Annotated in this window: 17 protein-coding genes; 3 read left to right on the top strand and 14 right to left on the bottom strand. The window is 52.7% G+C overall.

All coding sequences use genetic code 11. The annotated features are described in order from the left end of the window. Nucleotides 1-31: 31 nt before the first annotated feature. The 6 genes from recX to mog are packed head-to-tail and all read right to left on the bottom strand — an operon-like array spanning nucleotide 32 to nucleotide 4,060. On the bottom strand, nucleotides 32-499 hold the full coding sequence (recX, locus tag LG201_RS07895; protein ID WP_226771610.1) for a recombination regulator RecX: 468 nt from the start codon (nucleotides 497-499) through the stop codon (nucleotides 32-34). Further along, nucleotides 477-1,514, bottom strand: coding sequence for a recombinase RecA (gene recA, locus LG201_RS07890; RefSeq protein ID WP_226771609.1), 1,038 nt, complete (start codon nucleotides 1,512-1,514; stop codon nucleotides 477-479). The genes recX and recA overlap by 23 nt, the downstream gene beginning before the upstream one ends. A 45-nt stretch (nucleotides 1,515-1,559) precedes the next feature. After that, on the bottom strand, nucleotides 1,560-2,063 hold the full coding sequence (locus LG201_RS07885; RefSeq protein WP_226771608.1) for a CinA family protein: 504 nt from the start codon (nucleotides 2,061-2,063) through the stop codon (nucleotides 1,560-1,562). Then, nucleotides 2,039-2,536 (bottom strand): phosphatidylglycerophosphatase A family protein, encoded by a 498-nt coding sequence (locus LG201_RS07880; RefSeq protein ID WP_226771607.1) that lies wholly within the window; start codon nucleotides 2,534-2,536, stop codon nucleotides 2,039-2,041. Before LG201_RS07880 ends, LG201_RS07885 begins: the two co-directional genes overlap by 25 nt. Beyond that, on the bottom strand, nucleotides 2,514-3,470 hold the full coding sequence (thiL, locus tag LG201_RS07875; protein WP_226771606.1) for a thiamine-phosphate kinase: 957 nt from the start codon (nucleotides 3,468-3,470) through the stop codon (nucleotides 2,514-2,516). The genes LG201_RS07880 and thiL overlap by 23 nt, the downstream gene beginning before the upstream one ends. After that, nucleotides 3,470-4,060: a molybdopterin adenylyltransferase gene (gene mog, locus LG201_RS07870; RefSeq protein WP_226771605.1), complete on the bottom strand. Its 591-nt coding sequence runs from the start codon at nucleotides 4,058-4,060 to the stop codon at nucleotides 3,470-3,472. Before mog ends, thiL begins: the two co-directional genes overlap by 1 nt. 150 nt (nucleotides 4,061-4,210) lie before the next feature. Between mog and LG201_RS07865 the strand changes: the two genes are divergently transcribed. Further along, a complete protein-coding gene (locus LG201_RS07865) occupies nucleotides 4,211-4,972 on the top strand; it encodes a PDZ domain-containing protein (protein WP_226771604.1) in 762 nt (253 codons plus the stop codon). Between the two features lie 91 nt (nucleotides 4,973-5,063). Then, nucleotides 5,064-7,088, top strand: a complete 2,025-nt coding sequence (locus tag LG201_RS07860; protein WP_226771603.1) for a site-specific recombinase — start codon at nucleotides 5,064-5,066, stop codon at nucleotides 7,086-7,088. Between the two features lie 36 nt (nucleotides 7,089-7,124). Here LG201_RS07860 and LG201_RS07855 read toward each other — a convergent pair whose 3' ends face one another. The 7 genes from LG201_RS07855 to yjgA form a co-directional block, all read right to left on the bottom strand. Next, complete coding sequence (locus tag LG201_RS07855) at nucleotides 7,125-7,493, bottom strand: Na+/H+ antiporter subunit G (protein WP_226771602.1); 369 nt, start codon at nucleotides 7,491-7,493, stop codon at nucleotides 7,125-7,127. After that, nucleotides 7,490-7,759 carry a K+/H+ antiporter subunit F gene (locus LG201_RS07850; RefSeq protein WP_226771601.1) on the bottom strand — a complete coding sequence of 90 codons (270 nt, stop codon included), beginning with the start codon at nucleotides 7,757-7,759 and terminating at the stop codon, nucleotides 7,490-7,492. The genes LG201_RS07855 and LG201_RS07850 overlap by 4 nt, the downstream gene beginning before the upstream one ends. Then, the gene (locus LG201_RS07845) at nucleotides 7,756-8,247 is read right to left on the bottom strand and encodes a Na+/H+ antiporter subunit E (protein ID WP_264193274.1); all 492 of its coding nucleotides are present in this window, start codon (nucleotides 8,245-8,247) and stop codon (nucleotides 7,756-7,758) included. Before LG201_RS07845 ends, LG201_RS07850 begins: the two co-directional genes overlap by 4 nt. Continuing rightward, entirely contained in the window at nucleotides 8,244-9,776 is a 1,533-nt protein-coding gene (locus tag LG201_RS07840; protein WP_226771600.1) for a monovalent cation/H+ antiporter subunit D, read from the bottom strand. Before LG201_RS07840 ends, LG201_RS07845 begins: the two co-directional genes overlap by 4 nt. Next, nucleotides 9,773-10,102 carry a Na+/H+ antiporter subunit C gene (locus LG201_RS07835; RefSeq protein ID WP_226771599.1) on the bottom strand — a complete coding sequence of 110 codons (330 nt, stop codon included), beginning with the start codon at nucleotides 10,100-10,102 and terminating at the stop codon, nucleotides 9,773-9,775. The genes LG201_RS07840 and LG201_RS07835 overlap by 4 nt, the downstream gene beginning before the upstream one ends. Beyond that, nucleotides 10,090-12,981 carry a monovalent cation/H+ antiporter subunit A gene (locus LG201_RS07830; RefSeq protein WP_226771598.1) on the bottom strand — a complete coding sequence of 964 codons (2,892 nt, stop codon included), beginning with the start codon at nucleotides 12,979-12,981 and terminating at the stop codon, nucleotides 10,090-10,092. Before LG201_RS07830 ends, LG201_RS07835 begins: the two co-directional genes overlap by 13 nt. 233 nt (nucleotides 12,982-13,214) lie before the next feature. Next, on the bottom strand, nucleotides 13,215-13,757 hold the full coding sequence (yjgA, locus tag LG201_RS07825; RefSeq protein WP_226771597.1) for a ribosome biogenesis factor YjgA: 543 nt from the start codon (nucleotides 13,755-13,757) through the stop codon (nucleotides 13,215-13,217). Nucleotides 13,758-13,855: 98 nt separating this feature from the next. Here yjgA and pmbA point away from each other — a divergent pair, with 98 nt between their 5' ends. Beyond that, entirely contained in the window at nucleotides 13,856-15,154 is a 1,299-nt protein-coding gene (pmbA, locus tag LG201_RS07820; RefSeq protein ID WP_226771946.1) for a metalloprotease PmbA, read from the top strand. A gap of 114 nt (nucleotides 15,155-15,268) precedes the next feature. Here the strand turns inward: pmbA and LG201_RS07815 are convergent, their stop codons facing one another. Then, nucleotides 15,269-15,982 carry an MlaA family lipoprotein gene (locus LG201_RS07815; protein WP_226771596.1) on the bottom strand — a complete coding sequence of 238 codons (714 nt, stop codon included), beginning with the start codon at nucleotides 15,980-15,982 and terminating at the stop codon, nucleotides 15,269-15,271. Nucleotides 15,983-16,126 lie beyond the last annotated feature (144 nt).

Genomic DNA, 16,126 nt, shown 5'->3' with positions numbered 1-16,126 from the left:
TTCAATGAGCAGGATGGCGTATGTACTTTAGTTAGTCTTCGTCAGGCGTATTACGCAACACCTGGCGGATAATCTCAAACCCAAATCCACGGCCTTGCAAAAACCTGGCTTGCTTAGCCCACTCTTCCCGGCTTTGTGGGGGAGTGGCAAATTTCTTTCGATAAACATTGGTGGCAGTTGCCAGTTCATCGGTTTGTACTTCTGCCACTGCTTGGCCGATCAACTCATCCGCAACCCCATGTTCTCGCAGCTCATGTGCAACACGTAAACTGCCAAAACGCCCCTTGCGCGCATGGACTATCTGCTCGGTATATCGTGCATCAGAAAGCCAGCCGCGCTGTTTAAAGTCATCCAGCAAGGCTTGCACGTCATCCTCTTCACTGGCATACATCCGCAGTTTTTGCTGCAGCTCCTGGTACGAGTATTCACGCCGGGTCAGATAAGCCAAAGCCCGCTCGCGCAGGCTGATGGCAGGTTTATTCTTCTTCGTTGTCTTCATCCGGCGCCGTGGAGGTGCGGGCATTGGTCATCTTGGAATTAGCACGTATTTTGGCATCGATTTCATTGGCGATTTCTGGGTGTTCACGCAGGAACTCGCGCGAGTTATCCTTGCCCTGTCCTATCTTTTCGCCGTTGTAGCTATACCAGGCACCGGCTTTTTCAACCAGCTTGAGGTTGACGCCCAGCTCCACAATTTCGCCTTCGCGTGAAATACCTTCGCCATACAGAATGTCAAACTCAGCCTGCTTGAATGGCGGTGATACCTTGTTCTTCACAACCTTGACGCGTGTTTCAGAGCCGATGACTTCATCTCCCCTTTTGATCGCGCCAGTGCGGCGGATATCCAGGCGGACGGAAGCGTAGAACTTGAGGGCGTTACCGCCGGTAGTGGTTTCAGGATTGCCGAACATCACACCGATTTTCATACGAATCTGGTTGATGAAGATCACCAGCGTATTGGTGCGCTTGATGTTGGCAGTCAGTTTGCGTAAGGCCTGGGACATCAATCGGGCTTGCAAGCCCATATGGGAGTCGCCCATTTCACCTTCGATTTCAGCCTTGGGTGTCAGCGCTGCCACAGAGTCAACGACAACGATGTCGACCGAGCCGGAACGTACCAGCATGTCAGCAATTTCCAGTGCCTGTTCGCCAGTATCGGGCTGGGAAATCAGCAGTTCGGAAACATTGACGCCGAGTTTTTGTGCGTATTGTGGATCCAGCGCATGTTCTGCATCAATAAAGGCAGCCGTACCACCAATCTTTTGCATCTGTGCAATCACAGACAATGTCAGGGTGGTTTTGCCTGAAGACTCAGGACCATAAATTTCCACGATACGACCGCGTGGCAGACCACCAATGCCTAGGGCGATATCAAGACCCAGTGAGCCAGTAGATACTGCCTGGATGTCAGCAGCAACGTCGGTGTCACCCATGCGCATGATAGAACCTTTGCCGAACTGTTTCTCGATTTGCGAGAGTGCCGCGGCTAGCGCTTTGCTTCTATTTTCATCCATCAGTAAGTACCTTTTTCAATTAGCCTGCTAAAGCCTGCAATTATTTCATAAATCAGGGGCTAAGGTAAGTTGCAACAGACCTTCAAACACGGTTTTTACCGACTGTCTGCGTACTTCCTCCCTGTCCCCTGGAAAGTGATGGGTGCTGCTGATAATGCGACCATCTGCATGTACCCATCCAAAGCACACGGTGCCTACGGGTTTTTGCGTTGATCCACCATCTGGCCCGGCAATGCCGGTGATGGACGCAGATAGTTGTGCATGGCTATGCTGCAAGGCACCCAGCGCCATTTCCCGTGCAGTTTCTTCACTCACAGCCCCATAAGTCTGCAGTGTGGTGAGCCTGACATCGAGCATTTCTTCCTTGGCCGCATTGCTGTAACTGACAAATCCCCGATCAAACCAGGATGAGCTACCAGCAACGGCCGTGATGCATTGTGCCGCCCAGCCACCAGTGCAGGATTCAGCTAATGCCAACTGCCAGTGTTTTTCCTTGAGGGCTATGCCCAGTTCTGTTGATAGCGCTAAAAGTAATGCATCACTAGCCATTGCAGTCCTTTCAACGCGGCGATGGCATAAATGGCGGCCAGAAGGTCGTCAAACATCACGCCCAAACCACCATGTAGCGTACGGTCACACTGGCGGATGGGAAATGGTTTCCAGATATCAAATAGCCGGAACAGCAGGAATGCCACCAGCCACCATTCCCAGGCTTTTGGCGTGAATTCCAGTACCAGCATATAGGCGAAGATTTCGTCCCAGACAATCCCGCCATGGTCACTGACGCCGAGATTACGTCCAGTGATGCCACAGATGGGGATGCCAATCAGGAAAATGAATGCAAGGATGACAAGGTGACTGGCCTCGGGTAGCTGCATCAACAAGGCAAACAAGGGCAGGGCTGCCAGGGTACCAAAAGTCCCGGGGGCCTTGGGTGCCAGGCCGGTCCCAAAACCTAAACCGAGAAAATGGGCAGGATGGCTGAGTAGAAAGCGCAGGTTAGGCGAAGTGGTCAAAGCCATTCTCCTCAATGATCATTATCGTGCCATCCATTCCGTGTACATTTAGTCCTTGATCGCGGGTAATGTGTCCGATAGCGTGAAGTGGCAATCCTAACTCTTGGCCGAGGGCAGCAATCTGGTTGTGGTTTTCCGGTCTGGCGGTAAAACACAGTTCATAGTCATCACCCCCGCTGAGTACCATCTGCTGCACTACATCGTGCTGTAAGTGGGTGCTGACTGTTGTTGAAACTGGAATGCGGTTGAGATAAAGCTCGGCCCCCACGTTTGAACGCGCCAGGATATGGCCGAGATCGGCCAATAGACCATCAGATATATCCAGTGCACTATGTGCCAGACCGCGTAATCCCAGCCCCAGTTCGACACGGGGGATAGGTTGGTGCAGCGCCGAGGTACAGTACGCTAGTTCCTGATCGGTCAGCGCGTAACGCTGTTGTAATCCCGCCAGGGCCAGGGCCGCATCTCCCAGGGGTCCTGATACCCAGATTTGATCGCCAACATGAGCCAGGCTGCGTAACAGGGATTGACCAGGGGGAACTTCTCCCATGATCTGCACACTGATGGTGAGAGGGCCGCGCGTGGTGTCACCGCCAATCAGGTCAACCTTGAATTGTTCGGCACAGGCAAAAAAACCTGCAGAAAATTGTTTGACCCAATCTTCGTCGGCCTGGGGCAGGGCGATGGCGAGCGTAGCCCACCTTGGCAAGGCTCCCATCGCAGCCATATCTGAGATATTGACGGCCAGTGATTTCCAGCCGATTAGCCAGGGATCAATATCAGCAAAGAAGTGAGTATTTGCTACCAGCATGTCAGCTGAAACAGCGAGCTCCATGCCCGGGGTGATCTGCACCAATGCGGCATCATCGCCAACCCCCAACACTGCTTGCCTAGTAGGGCGGTTGAAGTGGCGCTGGATCAGGTCAAATTCACTCGCCATCAGGATGCAGGTGTTTGCGCAGATTTGGGGCGGAACGATGCCACGATGGCTGCATTGGTTTCAATGTAGGGTGCGCCTATGAGATCCAGGCAGTAAGGTACTGCGGCAAAAATACCGGGGACTGTGATGTTGCCTCCTTCGTCCTTGAGACCTTCCAGTGTCTGGGCGATGGATTTTGGCTGGCCTGGTAGGTTAATGATCAGGCTGCGTTTGCGGATGACGGCGATTTGGCGCGACAAGATGGCAGTGGGTACAAAGTTGAGGCTGATCTGGCGCATCTGTTCGCCAAATCCGGGCATGATCTTGTCGGCGACAGCCATGGTGGCTTCCGGGGTGACATCCCGGATTGCCGGGCCAGTGCCGCCTGTGGTGAGAACGAGACTGCAACCGTCGAAATCGACCAGGTCCCGTAATGTGGCCTCAATCTCCTCTTGTTCATCGGGAATGACACGTACTGTCGATTCCCAGGGTGTGGTGAGGGTTTTGCCTAACCATGCCTGCAGCGATGGAATACCTTTGTCTTGATATTCACCGCTGGACGCGCGGTCGCTGATGGAAACTAATCCTATGCGTATGAGTTGATCTGCCATATTGTATGTATCAGGTTAATTTATTGGGTGATATCCACGGCGCGGATGTGAAAAACTGTGGTTTCATCATACCATTAGAACCCCTCACAGCGATGTCCCGCATGTGTGGGCCAAGCACTACTCAATCTGCAATTCTTAGATAATGGAGGCATGATGCGTATATTCTTAATCCTGCTGTTTGTAATGCTAGCGGTTGCCTGTAGCAAGCCTGTCGTCAAGGAGCCGGTGCCCGATAAGCCTGTCATTGCTACTCCCACAGTATCAGTGCCGGAACAGGATAATCCCTACACGCGTACCTACACGCCGCGTGAGTTGCATGGCGTCAAACTGAGTCCGAGTAGCGCAACCCCCAAGATATATAAAGGCGTAGCTGAAACTGAGGACTATCAGCGTATGTTGCGCGAAGGTTATGAAATGTTGGGTTATTCCCGCTTTGAAGCTGGCGATATACTGCCATCCAAAGCGCTGGCACAAGCCAGTCAAGTGAAGGCTGAGGCGGTAGTAGTTTATACTCAGCGGCTGGCATCACCCACGGCTGCAATGAAAATGCAGCAGATACGGGAACAAGCCAGGCATCCCGAGAATGCTGCCCAGAGTGCTGAGATTTATAGTTATTTTGCCACCTATTGGGCCAAGCTGTTGCCTCCAGTCTTGGGGGTGCATGTGATGAAGCCACGGAATGATGATGCCAATCCAGGCTTGACCGTGCTCGCAGTCATTGCGGGCTCACCTGCTGAAAAAGCTGGGATTGTGGTCGGCGATATACTGATAGCACTGGCTGCGCAACGCCTGAAATCCCCTGAACAATTGCAGCAAGTGACACAGCAGCATGCGGGGCAGCCGATTGAGGTCACTTTTCGCCGTGTCAATCTGGAAAAGATGGTGTCAGTCAACCTGAATCCAGTGCCCTGAGCAAGTCGTTAGCAAGTGAAAATGGGATGGCAAGCTGGTTCAACTTGCTTGCCGCCTGCTAAGTGATCAAATTGAGTAGATAACAAAGATGATGATGGAAAAGATACTGAGTACGTATACAGTACAAAACACCAATGCTGCACGGTTGATTGCTGATCTTGTGGCAGAAATACGCCCTGCCAGTCTGAGCGACACTGATGATGCAGCTCATGCAGTTCAAGCGCTGTGCCATGTGTTGAACAGTGATCCGCAAAAGGCCATCTTGTTGCGCGATGCGATTGTCAGTCTGTTGAGTGGTCGCAAGCCGATCTCCCTGTATGTTGATTCCGGCATACAGCCTAATAGTGGGTTTTTCACAGAGCTTTGGCGCAGAATCGGCCATAAGCTGCTGCCGGATGCGGTGAACCCGGCATACCTCAAGGATGTGTTTGCAGAGGTTTTCCCTAAAGCCGGGGATGAACTATGGGTGGCTGCCATTCCTGATGAAGTCTGGTTGCAACTGATACACGCCCTGCGTTTTCATGAGGTTGAGCTGGATCAGGTGTTTGCCTGCCAGAAAAGTGTGTTGGAGTCCGCTCAGGTACTCTCTTATCGCTTGGCGGCATCAGGACTGGAGCCGGAGTTAATCCGCAATCATCCCGAAATTGAGTATCACGATTCTCCTTTTATCACGCAGAGTGTAGAGCTGCAGGCGCTATTGGCTTTGCCGTTGGAAAAACAGTATGAAGTCGACCATATCCTGGTGATGCTGGATCAGTGTCGGCAAGTGATTGCCAAGATCCGGCGCAATAGCTCACAAACTGGTACCAGTGTGCGATTGACCTTTCTGCTGCAACGCATGAGCCAGCAGATTCGTCGCCTGGAAAGCCTGCTGGGCATTATCAAGCAGGTACGCAGTGCGGAGGATGCCGGGATTGCATTTGTGCAACTGTTCAAGACTCTGGTGTCTGCAGAGCGGCACAAGAATGACGTGCGGCAGCATTTTCGTGAGAATGTAGAGCTGATGGCGCTACGCGTGACTGAGAATGCCAGCCGTACCGGTGAGCATTACATCACGGAAACACGCAGCGAATATTTTGGCCTGATGCGTTCGGCCATGGGTGCTGGGGTCATTATTGCCATTATGAGCATGCTCAAGATCATGGCAGCCAAACACCATTATGCGCCGCTCACGGAGGCCATCCTGTTCAGCCTGAATTACGGACTGGGCTTTGTCTTGATCCATATCCTGCATTTCACGGTAGCCACCAAGCAGCCTGCCATGACTGCTGCGGCAATCGCAGCCAGCATTGATGCCAGTGACCGTAGAAACAAGAACCTGGACAAACTGGTGAATATTGTCGCCCAGACCTTTCGTAGCCAGACCATCGCAATTCTGGGCAATGTGATGCTTGCGGTACCCATGGCTATGCTGGTGGGCTGGGTGATTCTCAGCGTGACGGGCGAGCATTTTATCAGCCCGGAAAAAGCACATCAGTTGCTGGATTCCAATGATCCATTGCATAGCGGAGCAGTGTTCTATGCGGCTATCGCCGGGGTCTGCCTGTTTCTGTCGGGGTTGATTGCGGGCTATCACGACAATCTTGCGGTCTACAACAAAATCCCACAACGCTTGCGGGCGCTACGCTGGCTAGAGAAGCTCTTAGGCACCCACAGGCTGGACAGGGTGGCACGCTATGTGGAAAACAATCTTGGTGCCCTGGCGGGTAACTTTTATTTCGGCTGCTTGCTGGGCGGGATGTCTGGCCTGGGTGTGTTGCTGGGTGCGCCGATTGATATCCGCCATATTGCCTTTGTATCCGCGTTTACCGGCTATTCCTTCATGGCATTGGATTTTGCGTTCAGTTGGCAGGTGCTGGTAACCGCCATACTGGGTATCTGGCTGATCGGGACTGCAAACCTGGTGGTGAGTTTTAGCCTGGCGCTCTATGTGGCCATGAAGTCACGCAAGGTCTCATTTGCGCAGTGGCGCTTATTGCTGAAAACCTTGTTGAAACGCTTTATCCAGCAGCCAGGGCTGTTCCTGTTACCGCCAAAACGCCAGCAGCAGGTGCTGGATACGGAAGGTGAGCTAGTGGCACAGGTAAAAGAGCCGCAACAAACTAGCCAGCACTAGCCGATGTTAGCTAAGGTTGCGGGGTTGTGTGTCGCCTTAGTCCAGTGAATGGTACTGCTGATGCTGTTTATTCTTGCGCTCTATCGCTTCATCCGGCAACGGCACCAGCGATTCAACCTTGAGGTGCAATGCTGCTTTGGCTAGCAGGTGGGCGCTGATTGGGGCAGTAATGAACAGGAATAGCGTGATGAGCCCTTCATGCAGGCTGATACCTTCATCACGTGTACTGAAAAATATGGCGGATGCGATCAACAGGCAACCTACCCCCAGCGTAGTGCCTTTGGTGGGGCCGTGCAAACGGGTATAAAAGTCCCGTAAGCGCGCCAGGCCCAGTGAGCCGATAAAAGTAAATAGGGCGCCGGCTACAATCAGTACCGACAACAAGATTTCCAGCAGAGTGTTCATTCGATGATGTCTCCGCGCAGCAGGTATTTGCACATGGCAACCGTACCGACAAAGCCCATCAATGCGATCAGCAGCGCGGCCTCAAAGTAAAGCGCACTGCCGATATGGATGCCGAACAGGACCAATAGGGCGATGGTGTTGATGTATAGCGTATCCAGCGCCAGGATACGGTCAGGGGCACTTGGCCCTTTGAGCAGGCGCCAGAAGTTGAGTGCCAGCGCCGCAGATACCAGCACAAATGCAATGTGGATGGCGATTGCGATCATTCCTCGAAAATCTCCTTCAGCGGTTGTTCATAGCGGGTCTTGATGGTACGGATAAAGGCTTCTTCATCCTCTACATCCATCGCATGCACCAGTATGCTTTTACGGTCAGGTGCCAATAGCGCAGAGAGTGAGCCTGGCGTCAGGCAGGTGGTGTTGGCAAGGATGCTCATCGCAAAATCAGAATCCAGGTCGATAGGGACCACAATAAATGCCGGGCGCAGTTTTGCCGGGTTGCCAAGAATGCGCGCAGCCACAATAAAATTGGCCTCCACGATATCGTGCAGCAGGATGTAGGTGAACTTTAGCAGGGTCAGAGGTTTATGTACCTTGACCTTGTCTGGCCAGAATGGCAGTGCAAAGAACGGAATGGCCCAGCCCAGCAACATGCCCAGCACCAGTTGGCCTAATGCGATGCTGTTGGAGAGCAGCAGCCAGATTAGTGTCAGCAGTACGGTCAATAAAGGGTGGGGCAATAATCTTTGCATCATGGGGCTCCTTTCCCTAATACTGCCTCTATATAGGACTTTGTATCCAGCAGTTGGGCGGCGGTCTCGGCGGTGAATTTTGTCAGGGTACCCGCCCATAGTGTCATGGCGAGACATAAGCCTAGCAAGGCAAAGATGGGCAACAGTTCGCGTACGTTCAGTGGCTCAGGTAGCTCTTGCTTGTTATAGGTATTGGTGGATTTATCCACGGCGTGCGCTTCATAGAACATCAGGCTTCCCGAGCGAGCTAGTCCAATCACCGTCAGTAGGCCATTCAGCAAGACGATCGTCATGATGAACACAACCGCGGGATGATCCAGTGCGGCTTGAAGCAGCATAAACTTACCGAGAAACCCTGAGAGTGGCGGCAAGCCTGCTGCAAGGATGGCTAAGGTAAAAAATATTGCACCAAGAAACTTTTGCTGAGTAATCACATAGCCCGCATCCAGTCGATCTTCCATCAAGCCACGGCGTTTGACAATCAGGTCGGCAAGCAGGAACAGCGCTGCGGTGGCAAAGGTGGTGTGGGGCAAATAGTAAAGCCCGGCCGCGATGCCTGCTTCCGAGTTGAGGCTGAAACAGGTAAGCAGTGTGCCTGCAGAAATCACCACCAGATAGGCGACCTGCTGGCGCAAGCGTTTGCTGCCCAGCAAGCCGAAAGTGCCGATGGCGATTGTCAGCAGTGCCATCGGTAATAGCCAGCCATCCAACAGGTTGGCAAGCGGCCCGGCATGGTCTCCGAAGATCAGGGTGTACACGCGCAAGATGCTATAAGCGCCAACTTTGGTCATGATGGCAAATAATGCAGCGGCAGGTGCGCTGGTTTGCGAGTAGGCAGAAGGCAGCCACAAGTAGAATGGCAGTAAGGCGGCCTTTAGTGCGAATACGGCGAATAGCAGCATGCCTGCGCTATGCACCAATACCAGGTTTTCCGGCGGTGTGGCGGCTACCTTGACGGCAAGGTCTGCCATATTGAGTGTGCCCAGTACGCCGTACAACGTCCCCACTGCAAACAGGAACAGCGAAGATCCGACGACATTGATGACGACAAAGTGCAGGCCCGAGCGTATCCGTTTGCGTCCACCGCCATGCAATAACAGGCTGTAGGATGCCAGCAGCAATACCTCGAAAAACACGAACAGGTTGAACAGGTCTCCGGTTAAAAATGCACCGTTCAGGCCAAATAGTTGTAGCTGGAACATGATGTGGAAATGCCTGCCTTCACGGTCTACGCCATGCATGGCATAGATCAGGGCAAAGATGGATAACATGGAAGTGGTCAGCACCATCCATCCTGCCAGCCTGTCTGCAACCAGGGTGATGCCATAGGGCGCTGCCCAGTCGCTGAGGGCGTAGACCAAGATAGTGCCATCCGCTACCTGCAGCAATAACTCAATGGCGATGACAATCAACGCAATATTACTGATGCCGGCAATGATGCGTTTGACGTAAATGCGCTGCTCGCGCAATAGCAGCAAGCAAATGCCGGTAAACAGCGGCAATAATAATGGGGCGATGGCAATGTGGTTCAACTGACATCCTTTCCATCGACATGATCATTACCCATTTCAGTACGCGCTTTTAACGCCAGCACAATGATAAATGCCGTCATGGCGAAGCTGATCACGATCGCAGTCAGCACCAGCGCCTGGGGAATTGGGTCGGCATATCCGCTGGCATCGGCGCTGATAATAGGCGGTTGACCAATGACCAGGCGTCCCATCATGAATAGGAACAGGTTGACGGCATACGACAGCAGCGTCAGCCCCAAGACCACCGGGAAGGTGTGGCTACGCAAACAGAGATAAACCCCGCCCGCGGTGAGTACGCCTATGAGTAATGAAATTAGTGCTTCCATGGCATAACCTTCTTGATGACTGCAGACCTGGAAGAGGTCTTGCCGCTATCTGTGGCGGCGCTCGGTGTTGTCAGGGCTTTTTTGACGGTACGTGGCTGGTAGCTCACCTGGTGTATCAGACCCAGATTGATCAGGATCAATAATGATGTGCCTACCACTACTAGATATACCCCGAGGTCAAATGCCATCGCTGACGCTAGTTCCAGCTCACCCAGGAGCGGAATGTAGAAATGATCGAAAGTGGATGTCAGGAAGGGGTAACCAAAATACCAGCTGGCCACGCCTGTGGTGGCTGCGATCAATAATCCACTGCCTATGACTGGGTGGGTATTGGATGGCAGCTTGCTGCGCGTCCATTCCACACCGTTGGCAAGATATTGCACAATCAGGGCAACTGAGGTGACCAGCCCGGCAATAAAGCCGCCACCAGGCAGGTTGTGCCCACGGAGCAATATGAAGATGGAGACCATTAATGCGAGCGGAAGCAGCAAGCGGCTGAAGGTCGACATGATCAGGGGGTGAGTGTCGGGATTCCATGGGCGACCATCCGCATCTTGCTTGGGGCTAAGTAGTTTCAGCTTATCAAGCATGGCATAAATGCCAATACCTGCCAGCGAAAGCACGGTGATCTCTCCCATGGTATCGAACCCGCGGAAATCAACCAGCAGTACGTTAACTACATTGGCCCCGCCACCGCCGGACACACTGTTGCTGATAAAGTAATCTGCAATGGTAGTGTATTCCCGTGTGAGCACGGCATAACTGAGTGCAGCCACGCCACTGCCTGCCAGCAGGGCAATCACGATGTCGCGCCCCTGGCGCAGGCGATCAGTTTCGTCAGGAGTTGTTTGCGGCAGGAAGAACAATGCCAGCAACAATAGTACTGCGGTGATGAACTCGACGGAAAGTTGGGTCAGCGCCAGATCCGGTGCTGAAAACTTGATAAAGGTCAGGGCAACGCCCAACCCCACGGCACTCACTAGCACCAGGGCAGTGAAGCGCTGCTGGTGCATGATAACGGTACTGATCCCCGCCGCGATCATGATGAGCGCCACCATGGCACTCATTGGGTCTATTGGCAGCATGGGGCGCGTCCCAGCCAGGGGGGAGTCATGCACGATGAAACCTGACGCCCCCATGACGATGGCGGCCACAAACAAGATCCACAGCATACGTTTCTGGGATAGATTGTCTGCATTCATGGTAATGCTGCTGGACCAGTTAAATAGCCTGCGCATGGCCCCGTTATACAGACGCTTGGCTTCAAATGCGCCGTCAAACCTCGCTTGCAGCTTGAACAAACGCTCGCGGCTGCGATAGACCAATATTCCGCCAGCCACAGCTATCATGCTCATGATCAGGGCTGGATTAATGCCATGCCAGATGGCCAGATGATACTCGGGTGGCGTTGCCTGCAAGGTGCTGGCAACCACCACGGATAACAAAGGCCCGGCAATCTGTGCCGGGAAAATGCCAATCAGAAGACAGAGGACGACCAGGATTTCCACCGGGATCTGCAGGCCGCGAGAAGGTTCGTGCGGTGTTTTGGGCAGGTCTTCGGTCTCACCATTGAAGAACACATTATGCGCAATGCGAATCGAGTATGCCGCAGCAAAAATGCCGCCGATAGTGACAACCAAGGGTAGCAGCCAGGGGAGTGCCATGCCGCTGCCATGTTCTACTGTCTCGGCAAAGAACATTTCCTTCGACAGAAATCCATTGAAGAAAGGAATACCGGCCATGGATGCGGCAGCAATCACTGTGAGCAAGGCCGTATAGGGCATATATCGACGTAGACCTCGTAGCTGGCGCATATCGCGGGTGCCGGTTTCATGATCGACAATACCTGCCAGCATAAACAGGGAAGCCTTGAATATGGCATGGTTCATGATATGGAAGATGCCAGCTACCACAGCCAGAGGGGTGCCGATGCCAAACAGCATGACGATCAACCCTAAGTGGCTGATGGTGGAATAGGCCAGCAGTGCTTTCATATCGTGCTTGAAGAGGGCGATATAGGCACCGGTGAGAAAGGTGATCAGCCCGGTCAGCGTGACAATCCATGTCCATTCAGGGGTACCGGATAAAGCCGGGAATAAACGAGCCAACAGGAAAATCCCAGCTTTGACCATCGTCGCGGAATGTAGATAAGACGAGACCGGTGTGGGTGCTGCCATGGCATTGGGTAGCCAGAAATGAAACGGAAACTGGGCCGATTTGGTAAATACTCCCAGCAGAATCAACACCAGCATGTAAGGGTATAGCGCATGTTGACGGATCACATCACCCGCGCTCAGTATGACCGAGAGCTCATAGCTGCCCGCTATTTTCCCCAAAAGCAGAAAGCCGCCCAGCATGGCCAGGCCGCCACCGCCCGTGATGGCGAGTGCCATGCGTGCACCACGGCTGGCTTCTTCACGTTGCTGCCAGTAACTAATGAGCAGGAAAGAAGAAAGGCTGGTTAATTCCCAGAACATCAGTAATTGAAGAATGTTTTCCGAGAGCACGATTCCCAGCATGGAGCCCATGAACAGCAATAGATAGGCATAAAAGCGTCCCATGCTGTCGCGAGGAGAAAGGTAGTAACGTGCGTAAATAATGACGACGAGGCCGATCAGCAGGATCATCAAGGTAAACAGCAGGCTCAGCCCATCCAGGCGGAAGGCGATATTCAGGCCCAGGGAGGGCATCCATTGGCTGGTCTGCTGGATGATGGTCTGACCCGCCATGACATCGTTGATCAGGGGTAACATCAGGGAGAGTGAGGCTATGGTAGTGAGCACAGCCACCCACGCGGAGGAGTATCTGCCCAGCCTGGTGCTGACAGTGGTGAATGCGGCCCCGATAAAAGGAATAAGTGTGAGGTAAGCTAGACCCATGAGTGATTTGAATTCAGTTATTTATTTTATTGGTAGCCCTTGCTTGAATAGTCTGTCATGCGTTGCATGCAGGCTATTCAAGGTGTTGGTTCACATGGCTGAAGCTCATTCGTCAATCAGGAATACCCTGATCGCGGAGAGCGATTTTTAATGTCACCGGATTCGCCACAATCCAGTAGTTCACTAGTTAAGAGATTAGTACGACGTCAACTTTTGGCTACTACACTGAGTCTCTAATGACTGTCGAGTTCAGTGTCAGTATGATTATTTTCCGTGATCGTGCGTAATAACTTAAACAGTTCACGGCTGCTTTTTGGCGGTTTCCCCGCACTTTCCTCGCGCCTGGCATTGCGGATCAGGTTGCGGATTTGCTGGGCCTCAGTCTGCGGATATTCATTCATGAATTCCGCCAGTGCGGATTCATCTTCTATCAGGCGAGTACGCCAGCGCTCCAGCCGGTGGAAGTATGCATTTTCTTCCGTATGGGTGCCTTCCCAACGTTGTAACTGATCGAGGATGGGCGCGGTGTCAATATCGCGCATCAAGCGACCCAGATACTGCATTTGTCGACGGATGGCACCATTGGCGGTCAGGCGCTTGGCCTCATTGACGGCGTCCAGCAATGTTTCTGGCAAGGCCAGCTTTTTCAGCTTTTCCTTGGGTAAATCAACCAGTGTCACGCCTATATCCTGTAATGCATCCGCTTCGGCTTTGCGTTTGGTTTTGCTGATGGGCTCTAGCTCATCAGCCGAGTTTTCTGTCTTGTTAGGTTTCATGCTGATGTATGATAACAGTTTTTTGCAAAGAGACTCTTGTGAAAGACCAGACAGCGGGCAGTGCGCGCTTTTCATATTCGCTTGATCAGCTCAAGGCCATGAGTGACGAAGTGTTGCGTTTGGCTAAGTCTTCCGGCGCAACTTCTGCTGAAGCTGAGGTTAGCCTCGGGATCGGGCAGAATGTTTCGGTGCGTATGGGCGAAACCGAAACCATAGAGTACAACCGTGATAAAGGCATGTCGGTAACGGTCTATTTCGGCCAGCAAAAAGGCCATGCCAGCACTTCCGACCTGTCTCCACAGGCATTGAGTGATACCGTGGCCGCCGCCTGTAATATTGCCCGCTATACGGCTCAGGACGAGTTCTGTGGCCTGGCTGATCCGGCCTTGCTGGCACATGACATACCAGATTTGGATCTGCACCATCCTTGGCCGCTCTCGGTGGATGAAGCGATTGCCATTGCCCTGGAGTGCGAGCAGGCTGCGCGCGATGCCGATACGCGGATTGTGAATTCTGAAGGGGCTTCAGTTTCCACCTATGAAGGCCTGTTTTCCTACGCGAATAGCAATGGTTTCAATGCCGGTTACCCAAGCTCACGACATGGCATCAGCTGTTCGGTGATTGCTGAGGAAGGCGAAAGCATGCAGCGTGATTACTGGTACACCAGTGCCAGGCATGCGGCTGAGCTGGATTCACCACGTTCCGTGGGTTTACGTGCAGGCGAGCGTACAGTCAGGCGCCTGGGGTCACGCAAGATCAAGACTGCACAAGTTCCGGTATTGTTCGAGGCGCCGCTGGCCTCTGGCCTGATTTCGCATCTGATTTCAGCTATTTCGGGCGGCAGCCTCTACCGCAAGTCCTCCTTCCTGCTGGATAGCCTGGGCAAACAGGTGATGTCCAGCAGTATCAACATTGAGGAATTGCCGCATATCAAGCGTGGCCTGGCGAGCTCGCCATTTGATAATGAAGGCGTATCTACCAAGCCGCGTATGCTGATCAAGGATGGCGTGCTGCAAGGCTATATGCTGGGCAGTTATTCCGCACGCAAGCTCGGCATGACCACTACTGGCAATGCTGGCGGTAATCATAATCTGATCATTCAACACGGCGATCTGGATTTCCAAGGCTTGCTCAATACCATGGGAACAGGCTTGCTGGTGACCGAGTTGCTCGGGCATGGGCTGAATATGGTGACGGGTGATTATTCGCGCGGCGCTGCTGGTTTCTGGGTGGAGAATGGCGTGATTGCTTATCCTGTGGAGGAAATCACCATTGCTGGCAACCTGGCTGACATGTTGAAGCAGATAGTCGCGGTGGGCAGTGATGTTTTGACCCAGGGCTCCAAGCAAACCGGCTCTATCCTGATTGAGCGCATGACGGTGGCCAGTGGCGAATGAGCCGCTTGACTCATAATTTCTCAGCTTAAACTCAAAATAAGCACAATAAAAAAAGCCCCGAAATTCGGGGCTTTTTTTATTCATGACAGAGCAATCTACTGCTCAATTCACTTGTTATTCATCATCATCTTCATACGTGGCATCAACCGGCGCCTTGCCAGTGACAAACTGTTCACGACGTGCGAGGTAAGCATCACGCATGAAGGTATAAGGATCAAGCGCAGCATCATCCAGTAAATCACTGGCTGGCAGGTATTGCGAGCGCAGGTCGATGAACTTGACTGCACGTAACTGGTTACGGGCGCGCACATTGTCCACGTACTGGATAGGATCAAACACCAGTGTGTCTACACCCATGCCAGCAAAGTCACGTGCAGTGCTAGGGCCGAGGAATGGAATCACCAGGTAGGCACCACTGCTCATGCCCCAATGTCCAAGGGTCTGGCCGAAGTCAGCGTAATGTCTGGGAACGTTGTCCATGGATGCGACATCAATAACGCCACCCAGGCCTAAGGTGCTATTGATCAATACACGGCCGGTGTTGTCCATGGCCTTGCCTAGCTCAAGCTGGAGAATATTGTTGATAATCGATGTGATGGTGGTCAGATTGGTGAAGAAGTTATTCACGCCGGTTCTGATCGGGCTAGGCAGTACTGCTTTGTATGCACCTGCAATTGGCTTGAGAACTGCTTTATCAGCAGTGTCATTGAATTTGTAGACTCCGCGGTTTATGCTTTCCAGCGGATCTTTGTTAGCTTGGGAGGCACAGCCAGTAAGTGTCAGAGCAAGAGCGACACTGGCAGTTATTGCGGAAATTTGAAAGCGCATACATTGTCCTAGTTATGATGGTGTGTCTCTAAATTGACACACGGAGCCAACTTTAACCGAGCGATTTTTACTTGTCCACTCATTTGAAATGCTGTTGGCATGGTCTTTGTGTATTAGTTGTAAAAATGAAACACTGCTGGCCTT

The organism is Methylobacillus gramineus, assembly GCF_020532675.1.
GTDB lineage: Bacteria > Pseudomonadota > Gammaproteobacteria > Burkholderiales > Methylophilaceae > Methylobacillus > Methylobacillus gramineus.
The sequence above is the reverse complement of the archived record's forward strand: the minus strand, read 5'-3'. Positions and strand labels throughout refer to the sequence as shown.

Bases quoted from the DNA above. Each gene is read 5' to 3' on its own strand.
- LG201_RS07830 (WP_226771598.1), bottom strand. From the start codon at position 12,981: ATGGGTCTAGCTTACCTCACACTTATTCCTTTTATCGGGGCCGCATTC.
- pmbA (WP_226771946.1), top strand. From the start codon at position 13,856: ATGAGTGACGAAGTGTTGCGTTTGGCTAAGTCTTCCGGCGCAACTTCT.
- LG201_RS07865 (WP_226771604.1), top strand. From the start codon at position 4,211: ATGATGCGTATATTCTTAATCCTGCTGTTTGTAATGCTAGCGGTTGCC.
- LG201_RS07845 (WP_264193274.1), bottom strand. From the start codon at position 8,247: ATGATGCAAAGATTATTGCCCCACCCTTTATTGACCGTACTGCTGACA.
- yjgA (WP_226771597.1), bottom strand. From the start codon at position 13,757: ATGAAACCTAACAAGACAGAAAACTCGGCTGATGAGCTAGAGCCCATC.
- thiL (WP_226771606.1), bottom strand. From the start codon at position 3,470: ATGGCGAGTGAATTTGACCTGATCCAGCGCCACTTCAACCGCCCTACT.
- LG201_RS07885 (WP_226771608.1), bottom strand. From the start codon at position 2,063: ATGGCTAGTGATGCATTACTTTTAGCGCTATCAACAGAACTGGGCATA.
- recX (WP_226771610.1), bottom strand. From the start codon at position 499: ATGAAGACAACGAAGAAGAATAAACCTGCCATCAGCCTGCGCGAGCGG.
- LG201_RS07815 (WP_226771596.1), bottom strand. From the start codon at position 15,982: ATGCGCTTTCAAATTTCCGCAATAACTGCCAGTGTCGCTCTTGCTCTG.
- recA (WP_226771609.1), bottom strand. From the start codon at position 1,514: ATGGATGAAAATAGAAGCAAAGCGCTAGCCGCGGCACTCTCGCAAATC.
- LG201_RS07835 (WP_226771599.1), bottom strand. From the start codon at position 10,102: ATGGAAGCACTAATTTCATTACTCATAGGCGTACTCACCGCGGGCGGG.
- mog (WP_226771605.1), bottom strand. From the start codon at position 4,060: ATGGCAGATCAACTCATACGCATAGGATTAGTTTCCATCAGCGACCGC.
- LG201_RS07850 (WP_226771601.1), bottom strand. From the start codon at position 7,759: ATGATCGCAATCGCCATCCACATTGCATTTGTGCTGGTATCTGCGGCG.
- LG201_RS07880 (WP_226771607.1), bottom strand. From the start codon at position 2,536: ATGGCTTTGACCACTTCGCCTAACCTGCGCTTTCTACTCAGCCATCCT.
- LG201_RS07855 (WP_226771602.1), bottom strand. From the start codon at position 7,493: ATGAACACTCTGCTGGAAATCTTGTTGTCGGTACTGATTGTAGCCGGC.
- LG201_RS07860 (WP_226771603.1), top strand. From the start codon at position 5,064: ATGATGGAAAAGATACTGAGTACGTATACAGTACAAAACACCAATGCT.